Source organism: uncultured Microbacterium sp. (assembly GCF_947632095.1).
GTDB lineage: Bacteria > Actinomycetota > Actinomycetes > Actinomycetales > Microbacteriaceae > Microbacterium.
Window position 1 is genome coordinate 1 of the sequence record NZ_CANROA010000073.1, and the last position, 6,844, is coordinate 6,844.

At 69.1% G+C, this 6,844-nt stretch carries 7 protein-coding genes and 1 pseudogene; 6 read left to right on the forward strand and 2 right to left on the reverse strand.

All coding sequences use genetic code 11. The features are described 5' to 3' along the window. A partial coding sequence (locus Q0Z66_RS11660) for an FAD-dependent oxidoreductase (protein ID WP_298041323.1) occupies positions 1-528 on the reverse strand: 528 nt, incomplete at its 3' end. A 127-nt stretch (positions 529-655) separates the two neighbouring features. After that, entirely contained in the window at positions 656-1,525 is an 870-nt protein-coding gene (locus Q0Z66_RS11665; protein ID WP_298041325.1) for an EamA family transporter, read from the reverse strand. 188 nt (positions 1,526-1,713) lie between these two features. On the opposite strand from Q0Z66_RS11665, the gene Q0Z66_RS11670 reads away from it, so the two are divergent. The 6 genes and pseudogenes from Q0Z66_RS11670 to Q0Z66_RS11695 all read left to right on the forward strand — a co-directional run. Further along, positions 1,714-2,991, forward strand: a complete 1,278-nt coding sequence (locus Q0Z66_RS11670; RefSeq protein WP_298041327.1) for a M18 family aminopeptidase — start codon at positions 1,714-1,716, stop codon at positions 2,989-2,991. Positions 2,992-2,995: 4 nt separating this feature from the next. Beyond that, positions 2,996-3,403 carry an MmcQ/YjbR family DNA-binding protein gene (locus tag Q0Z66_RS11675; RefSeq protein ID WP_298041329.1) on the forward strand — a complete coding sequence of 136 codons (408 nt, stop codon included), beginning with the start codon at positions 2,996-2,998 and terminating at the stop codon, positions 3,401-3,403. A 54-nt stretch (positions 3,404-3,457) separates the two neighbouring features. Continuing rightward, positions 3,458-4,906, forward strand: a complete 1,449-nt coding sequence (locus Q0Z66_RS11680) for a cytosine permease (RefSeq protein ID WP_298041332.1) — start codon at positions 3,458-3,460, stop codon at positions 4,904-4,906. A 2-nt stretch (positions 4,907-4,908) separates the two neighbouring features. Next, a complete protein-coding gene (locus tag Q0Z66_RS11685) occupies positions 4,909-5,460 on the forward strand; it encodes an isochorismatase family protein (RefSeq protein WP_298041336.1) in 552 nt (183 codons plus the stop codon). A gap of 17 nt (positions 5,461-5,477) precedes the next feature. Further along, the gene (locus Q0Z66_RS11690; RefSeq protein ID WP_298041334.1) at positions 5,478-6,530 is read left to right on the forward strand and encodes an alpha/beta hydrolase; all 1,053 of its coding nucleotides are present in this window, start codon (positions 5,478-5,480) and stop codon (positions 6,528-6,530) included. Between the two features lie 51 nt (positions 6,531-6,581). Beyond that, positions 6,582-6,844 (forward strand): annotated as a pseudogene (locus Q0Z66_RS11695) (formylglycine-generating enzyme family protein); the annotation flags it as partial.

The following is a 6,844-nucleotide window of genomic DNA, read 5'->3' on the forward strand; positions in this document are numbered from 1 at the left end:
ACCGCTGACCGCGGTCGCCGCGGTGCGGAAGCGGAACTCGACGCCCATATCGCTCAGGTGCCGGGCGATCGCCGACGCCGCCGTGCGCGGATTCACCTGCATATCGCTCGCCAGCAGCGCCCCGCCCACGATCGACCCGGCCCGCAGCGGTGCCCGCTGGCGCAGCGCCTCGACCGACAGCATCCGCATATCCGTCCCGACCGAAGCGCGCTCGAGAACCGCGAGCTCGTCCGCGTGCTGCGCGGCGATCAGGGTTCCCGACGGACGCAGCCAGAAACCGGCATCCGCGGCCAACCGCATCCAGATCTCGCGCGATGCATCGGCGAACCCGCGGGCGCGCCCCGTCTGCGCCCCGATGCACAGGTGGCCGAAGTTCCGGACCGTCGCCCCCACCCGGGCATCCGTGCGGTCCACGACGATAACGCGCAGACCGCGGCGGACGGCGGCATAGGCCGCACCCAGCCCGACGATGCCGGATCCGACGACGACCAGATCGGCGGTATCCGCCGGTGCGGGGAGAGAAGACACAGCGACCTTTCCTGAGGGGTGTTCGGCTCTCACTGTGACACCCCGGCCCCGGGATTCCGGCGGTTCCGGGAAGTGTTCGCCGCCCGTTCACCGACCTGTCAGAACAGATGAACAGTTGTTGAACCCGCTACAGCGCGAGCATCACGATGCCGCCGACGACGACCCCGGATGCCGCCAGGCGCCAGCCCGGTCGGTTCTCCTTGAGCACGAAAACGCCGAACAGGCTCACAAGCACCACGCTCACCTCGCGCAGCGGCGCGACCAGGGCGACGGGCGCCATCGTGATGGCCACGAGCACGAGGATGTACGACAGCGGCGAGAGGAACCCGAACATCACGACGCGCCGCCACTCGAGCCGGGCGAACCGCAGGGTCGCCGTCCAGCGCCCGCGCAGCATCGTCGAATAGATCAGCAGCTCCATGAACGCCGTGCCGACCATGAACGGCACGGGCGCCAGCGACCAGGAGCGCACGGCGTGCGCATCCCAGATCGTGTACGTCGCGATCGCGACGCCCGTGAGCAGGCCGAACACGATCGACGGATCCATCCGGCCGGGCCGCTCGGTGCGCACGGGCTCGCCCCCCACGAGTCCGAGCGCCACCACGCCCACGATGATCGCCGCGACGCCCGTCAGGGCTGCGGGTGAGAGGGACTCGCCCAGCAGCACGATGGCGGCGAGCACGGCGAGGAACGGCCCGCTGCCCCGCGCCGTCGCGTACACGGTCGAGAGCACACCCACCCGATAGCCGTGCTGCAGCACGAGCATGTAGACCACGTGCAGCACCCCCGACACTCCCGTGCCGATCGCGAAGCCGATCGCGTCGCCCTCCCCGAAGCCTCCCGTGAGCGGGATCGCGGCGCCCCAGATCACCGTTGCCGCCACCGCTCCGCACCACAGGAACGGGATGCCGGCGCGGCTGACGCCGTGCGCGATGATGTTCCACGCCGCGTGCACGACGGCGGCGGAGAAGACGAGGACCAGGGCGAGAGGGGACATCGGAGCCTTCTGTGCATCGCGGGCGCGACGAACGGGCTCCTCCGGGCTTTTGTCCTGTCAGATGACGCCCCGCCTGCGGAGGCGGGACGTGGTGCCGCTCGGACCAGTCGGGCGCGAACCCCGGAACCCTAGGCACTGTCGCGCCACACCATAACAGCACCAGGTGAACCGATGGATACGATCGAGGCATGGCCGTTTCCGCTTCCGCTCGTTCCCACGCCGAGGATCTCGCCGACTTCGTCGCCGCCTCCCCCTCCAGCTACCACGCCGCCGAGGAGGTCGCGCGCCGACTCGAGGACGCCGGGTTCACCCGGTTGAACGAGGAGGACGCCTGGCCCGCGCAGCCCGGCGGGCGCTTCGTCGTCGTGCGCGACGGCGCCACCATCGCCTGGGTCGTGCCCTCGGATGCCGCACCCCACACCCCCGCGCAGATCTTCGGCGCGCACACCGACTCCCCCGGATTCAAGCTCAAGCCCAAGCCCACCACCGGCTCCCGCGGCTGGTTGCAGGCCGGCGTCGAGGTCTACGGCGGCCCGCTGCTGAACAGTTGGCTCGATCGCGAACTGCGCCTGGCCGGACGCCTGGCGATGGCCGATGGCTCGGTCGTGCTCGCCGCAACCGGCGCCCTCCTGCGGCTGCCGCAGCTGGCGATCCACCTCGACCGCGGCGCGAACAACGGCCTCACGCTCGACAAGCAGGTTCAGACCCAGCCCGTCTGGGGCCTGGGCGATCCGACCGATGAAGATCTGCTCGGCGAGCTCGCGGCATCCGCCGGCGTGAACGCCGCCGATATCCGCGGCTTCGACGCCGTCGTCGCCGATTCGGCACGCGGCGCGATCTTCGGCAAGGATGACGCGTTCTTCGCTTCCGGCCGTCTCGACGACCTCGCCTCCGTGCACGCCGGCGTCGTCGCCCTCGCCGAGCTCGACGAGGTTCCGTCGATCGCCGTGCTCGCCGCCTTCGACCACGAGGAGCTCGGCTCCGCCTCGCGCTCCGGTGCCGCAGGTCCGTTCCTCGAAGACGTCCTCGCCCGTGTCTACGCCGGACTCGGCGCGGATGACTCCGAGCGGCGCCGCGCGTTCACGGCATCCTGGCACCTCTCCAGCGACGTCGGGCACTCGGTGCACCCGAACTACGCGCACAAGCACGACCCCGTCGTGCAGCCGCTGCTCGGCTCGGGACCCATCCTGAAGATCAACGCCAACCAGCGCTATGCGACCGACGCGGTGGGCGCGGCGGCCTGGGCCGGCTGGTGCGAGACGGCGGGCGTCGCCTCGCAGGAGTTCGTCTCGAACAACGATGTGCCCTGCGGGTCGACCATCGGTCCGATCACGGCCACGCGCCTCGGCATCCGCACGGTCGACGTCGGCATCCCGATCCTGTCGATGCACTCCGCCCGGGAGCTGGCCGGCGTCACCGACCTGCACGACCTCACCCGCGTCGCCGAGACCTTCTTCTCGGCCTGATGCGATGACCTCCTCGGACGGTCCCGGCGGCGCGATGCTGCAGCGTCGCGCCGCCGACCGCGCCGAGGGGCTCCCCAGCGCCGAGCTCACGCATCCGTTCGGCCCCAACTGGGACGTCTACAAGGTTCGCGGCAAGGTCTTCCTGTTGCTGCCACTGGTGCACGGCGAGCCGATCGCGATCGTGAAGACCGCCCCGGCTGACGGTGACGCTCTGCGCCAGGTGTTCTCCGGAATCACGCGGGGCTACCACATGAACAAGAAGCACTGGATCTCGCTGCATCCCGACGGCTCATTGCCCGACGATCTCGTCGAGGAACTCGTCACCGAGTCGTACCGCCTCGTCGTCGACACCCTGCCGCGGCGGATCCGCCCCGTCGATCCGAACACGTTCGGCATCCCGCCCATCGAGTAATAGTCAGATTGACCCAACTGGACAGCGCGCCCATCCGAATGCCAGGATGAGCGCATGCCAGAGAAGATCGCCACCGCCCCGGGGCTCATCGAGCGTGCCGGAATCGAGATCATCCCCGAGTCCGAGCGCACAGCGAAGCCCCGCGACCTGTTCTGGCCGTGGTTCGCCGCGAACGTCTCGGTATTCGGGATGTCTTACGGATCCTGGGTGCTGGGCTTCGGCATCTCGTTCTGGCAGGCGACGCTCGTGTCGATCATCGGCATCGTCGCGTCGTTCTTCCTGTGCGGGCTCATCGCGATCGCCGGCAAGCGCGGCTCGGCGCCGACCATGGTGCTCTCCCGCGCCGCGTTCGGCGTGCACGGGCAGAAAGCACCCGGTATCGTCTCCTGGCTGACCTCGATCGGCTGGGAGACGTTCCTGGCGATCATGGCGGTGCTCGCCACCGCCACCGTCATCACCCAGCTCGGCGGTGACGGCGACTCCGTCGCACTGCGCGTCGCCGCGACCGTGATCGTCGCGGCGCTCATCGTCGCGGCATCCGTGCTCGGCTATCACGCCATCATGAAGATGCAGTCGGTGCTGACCTGGCTCACCGGCGCCGTGACGATCCTCTACGTGATCCTCACCGTCCCGCACATCGACTTCACGGCCGTGCTCGCCCTGCCGAACGGATCGCTCGGACAGGTCATCGGCGCACTCGTGATGGTCATGACCGGGTTCGGGCTGGGCTGGATCAACATCGCCGCCGACTGGTCGCGCTACCAGAAGCGCACGGCATCCGACGGGGCGATCGTCGCCTGGAACACGATCGGCGGCGCGCTCGCGCCCATCGTGCTCGTCATCTTCGGCACGCTGCTCGCCGGCTCCGACGCCACACTGTTCGACCAGGTCTCCGCCGACCCGATCGGAGCGCTCGCGACACTGCTGCCGGTGTGGGTGCTCGTGCCGTTCCTGCTCACCGCCGTGCTCGCCCTCGTCTCCGGCGCGGTGCTCGGCATCTACTCGTCGGGCCTGACCCTCATCAGCCTCGGCATCCGCATCCCCCGCCCCTCGGCGGCGGCGATCGACGGCGTGATCCTCACCCTCGGCACGATCTGGGTGGTCTTCTTCGCGGAGGACTTCCTCGGCCCGTTCCAGTCATTCCTCATCACCCTCGGCGTTCCGCTGGCATCCTGGGCCGGCATCCTCATCGCCGACATCCTGCGCCGCAAGAAGGTCTACGACGAGGACGCCCTGTTCGACCCGCGCGGTCGATACGGCGCATGGGACTGGACCTCCATCATCACGATGGTCGCCGCATCCGTCATCGGCTGGGGCCTGGTCGTCAACAACTTCGCCGCCGAGGCCGAATGGAACAACTGGCAGGGCTACCTGCTGTTCCTCATCGGCGGCCGCGAGGGCGACTGGGCGTACGCGAACCTCGGCGTCTTCTTCGCGCTGGTGCTGTCGTTCCTCGTCACCTGGTTCGCGCGCGCCGCGAAGATCCGGAGGCAGGAGGCGTGAGCATGCGCTGGCTCGTCGTCATCGATCCGCAGAACATCTTCGCCGCGGACGATTCGGAGTGGGGCTCGCCCTTCTTCGCCGATGCGATGCCGCGCATCCGCGAGCTCGCCGCCGCCTTCGACGGTCGCGTCGTCGTCACGCGCTGGCTGCCGACCGCCGACCGGTCGACATCGTGGGGCGACTACTTCACGGCGTGGCCGTTCGCCGATCGACCCGCGGACGATCCGTTGTTCGACCTGGCCCCGGAGGCGCGCTCGCTGTCGCCGCATCCGACACTCGATGCGCCCACGTTCGGCAAGTGGGGGCCGGAGCTCACATCGATCACCGGGACGGATGCCGAGATCGTGCTCGCCGGCATCACGACCGACTGCTGCGTGCTCTCGACAGCCCTGGCCGCAGCGGATGCCGGCGCGCGGGTGACGATCGCGACGGATGCCTGTGCCGGGTCCTCCGCCGAGAACCACGCCGCGGCCCTGCACGTGCTGGGGCTCTACCCGCCGCAGATCACGCTGGCGACGACCGCCGACATCGTGGCCGCCGCTCTGCCACACTGATCCCCGGAGAGGGATCCATGACGACGCTCGAGCACGACGAAGACGCTTCCGCACGGCCGAAGAGGCGGTGGCGCAAGACCCGCATCGCGGTGGTCGCTGTCATCGCGATCGCCCTGATCATCGCGCTCATCGGCGCCATCACGCCCTGGCCCTCGGCCCTGGCCATCCGCACGGTCTTCACGTGGGGTGCTGAAGCGACCGTCGCCGAGATGAACCGGCATCTGCCGGATGCCGACGAGGTGACGGAGACGCTCGACATCGCCTACGGCGACGACGGCGTCGACACCACGATGGATGCCTTCTCCCCGGCATCCGCCGCCGAGCCGCTGCCGACCGTGGTCTGGATCCACGGCGGAGCCTGGATATCCGGGGCCAAGGAAGACGTGAACCCCTATATGCGGATGATCGCCGCCGAGGGCTACACGGCGATCTCGCTGAACTACACGCTCGGCCCGGAGGCGACGTATCCGACCGCCGTTCACCAGATCAACCAGGCTCTCGCCTACATCGATCAGCACGCCGATGATCTCGGTGTCGACGCCTCGCAGATCGTGCTGGCCGGGGATTCGGCGGGCGCGCAGCTCGCCAGCCAGATGGCGACCATCATCACGAACCACGAATACGCCGACATCATGTCGGTCGATCCGGCGCTCGACGCCACCCAGCTCGCCGCCACGATCCTCAACTGCGGCGTCTACGATCTTGCCGCTCTCGCCGCCCTCACCGGCATCGAGGGATGGGGGCTGAAGTCCGCGATGTGGGCCTACGCCGGAGACAAGACGTGGGCCGAGGGCGCCACCGGATCCACCATGTCGACGATCGACTGGGTCACGGCGGATTTCCCCGCCACATACATCTCCGGCGGCAACGGCGATGGCCTCACCTGGCTGCAGTCGATCCCGATGGCGCACCGTCTCGACGAGATCGGCGTGGACCTCACCACACTGTTCTGGCCCGCCGCCCACGAACCGGCCCTCCCCCACGAGTACCAGTTCCACCTCGACCTCGATGAGGCCCAGACCGCACTCACCGAAACCCTCGATTTCCTCGACGCGCACACCGACCGCTGATCCTGTTGCACCGGGCGGAGGTCGTTGCGCGCGGATTCTAGGATGGTTCCGATGACGAGCAACGATTCCCCCGGGTGCGGCCCGGCCTGCGCCTGCGGCGCCCCGGCGCGCGAGCAGTTCCTCACTTTTCAGGCGCCGGATGCCGCGTCGCGAGACCCGCGGAATGATGGCACCGGCCAGCATCCGATCCCCCAGGCCGAGATCCCGGCGGGAACGTTCGTGATGGGCGATGCGTCGGGCGACCGCAATCCGGGCGATGGAGAGATCCCCCTGCACCGGGTGACGCTGAAGGCGTTCTCGATCGATGCGACCAC

What these genes read in the sequence shown, in the direction of transcription:
- Q0Z66_RS11665 (WP_298041325.1), bottom strand. Translation starts at nt 1,525, where the DNA reads ATGTCCCCTCTCGCCCTGGTCCTCGTCTTCTCCGCCGCCGTCGTGCAC.
- Q0Z66_RS11675 (WP_298041329.1), top strand. Translation starts at nt 2,996, where the DNA reads ATGACCTCCTCGGACGGTCCCGGCGGCGCGATGCTGCAGCGTCGCGCC.
- Q0Z66_RS11685 (WP_298041336.1), top strand. Translation starts at nt 4,909, where the DNA reads ATGCGCTGGCTCGTCGTCATCGATCCGCAGAACATCTTCGCCGCGGAC.
- Q0Z66_RS11680 (WP_298041332.1), top strand. Translation starts at nt 3,458, where the DNA reads ATGCCAGAGAAGATCGCCACCGCCCCGGGGCTCATCGAGCGTGCCGGA.
- Q0Z66_RS11670 (WP_298041327.1), top strand. Translation starts at nt 1,714, where the DNA reads ATGGCCGTTTCCGCTTCCGCTCGTTCCCACGCCGAGGATCTCGCCGAC.
- Q0Z66_RS11690 (WP_298041334.1), top strand. Translation starts at nt 5,478, where the DNA reads ATGACGACGCTCGAGCACGACGAAGACGCTTCCGCACGGCCGAAGAGG.